This is a genomic window from Pedobacter vanadiisoli, from assembly GCF_042684385.1.
Taxonomy (GTDB): Bacteria; Bacteroidota; Bacteroidia; order Sphingobacteriales; family Sphingobacteriaceae; genus Pedobacter; species Pedobacter vanadiisoli.
Genome location: NZ_JBHULL010000023.1, coordinates 1 through 1,307 on the forward strand (window position 1 = coordinate 1; position 1,307 = coordinate 1,307).

At 39.4% G+C, this 1,307-nt stretch carries 1 protein-coding gene; it reads right to left on the reverse strand.

Annotation, left to right across the window (positions count from 1 at the left end):
- Positions 1 to 29: 29 nt before the first annotated feature.
- The gene (locus ACFSR6_RS17535; RefSeq protein WP_379081238.1) at positions 30 to 1,052 is read right to left on the reverse strand and encodes an IS110 family RNA-guided transposase; all 1,023 of its coding nucleotides are present in this window, start codon (positions 1,050 to 1,052) and stop codon (positions 30 to 32) included.
- Positions 1,053 to 1,307: the final 255 nt, after the last annotated feature.

A 1,307-nucleotide genomic window follows, 5' to 3' on the forward strand; every position in this document is an offset into this window, starting at 1 on the left:
CGAAATGATTGTTATGATAAAAACAAATTTTACGCAGCTATATTATAGTTATTTTTATAGCTGACTTGATTTTTAATAACTGCAGCAATTCTCAATGCTATTTTGTTTCTAACGGCATTAATTATGCTCATACTGTGCTTCCCTTCATCCTTTTTTCTATTATAGTATGCCTTTAATTCCTGATTGTGTTGAATTAAAGATAAGGCACACATGTGCAATAGCCGTTTAAGCTCTTTATTGGCCATCCGGTGAACTCTTGGTCTGCCTTTAATGCTTATGCCGCTAGTCTGTTCAAATGGCGCAACTCCTGCGTAACAGGCCAGTTCCTTTCCACTTGGCCGACCCGCAAAATTTCCCGTGCAGCCGATCAGGTACACCGCCGTAACATGGCCTATCCCAGGAATACTTATCAATAATTTATAGTTCCGTTTGAAATCCTGGTTTCCCATAATAATTTTTTTGATCTGGTCTTCGACGTTCCTGATTGACCTGGCTATACCTTCAATTGCACTTTTAAGTGCTTTCTCAATCAGTTTCTGATGCTCTTTTCCATTGACATGACCAAGTTCTTTAACCGATACACTTATGCCGGTCCTTTGCTTGAGCAATTTGGTTCTCGCTGATATCATATCTTTTAGCAGCATCAGCTCGGGATCAAGGACAGCTGTAGCCTTTAGTTCATCAGCTTCCTTGAATGCATAGCTGCATAAACGGATACTGTCTATCTTATCGTTCTTGCCCCTGGCTATCCCAAAACTCCATTTAATATGGGCTGCATTGCCAATATGGATGGGCAGGTTTCTCTTGCTGCAGAAAGTCCATATCAAGCGGTGATAGATCCCGGTATTTTCCATAACAACCAGGCAGTCCGCACTGAATGTGGTTTTCTGCGATTTCAACCACTTCTCAAACAGCTTTATCCCTGGAGCTGTATTGTCAAACCGTGCTGTTAATGCCTCCTGTTTTACATGGTTCACAACAGCCATCAATGCAACATCAAAGTGGGGTTTGGAAACGTCGATACCGATAAAAAATTTTGTAGTGCCAATCATCCTGTTATTTTTTATGTTTGTAAAGGTTACCTAAAATTTACCCCATCGATCCTAGTCCTTAATAATGGGGAATACCCTAATTGTTATCTGGTCACTAAGGGAAAAAACGGTAGCGGATTGCATCATTTCTTAGGCATAAAAACCTTGACGATATATTAATGTGCCGCTACCGTTTTAGGTAATCTGATTTATAATTTAAGAAAAGTAATCGTTCTTTGCCTTAAATAAAATATCAAAACAAATCTAAAGGACGAA

Coding starts and splice junctions, on each gene's coding strand:
- ACFSR6_RS17535 (WP_379081238.1), bottom strand. CDS start 1,052: ATGATTGGCACTACAAAATTTTTTATCGGTATCGACGTTTCCAAACCC.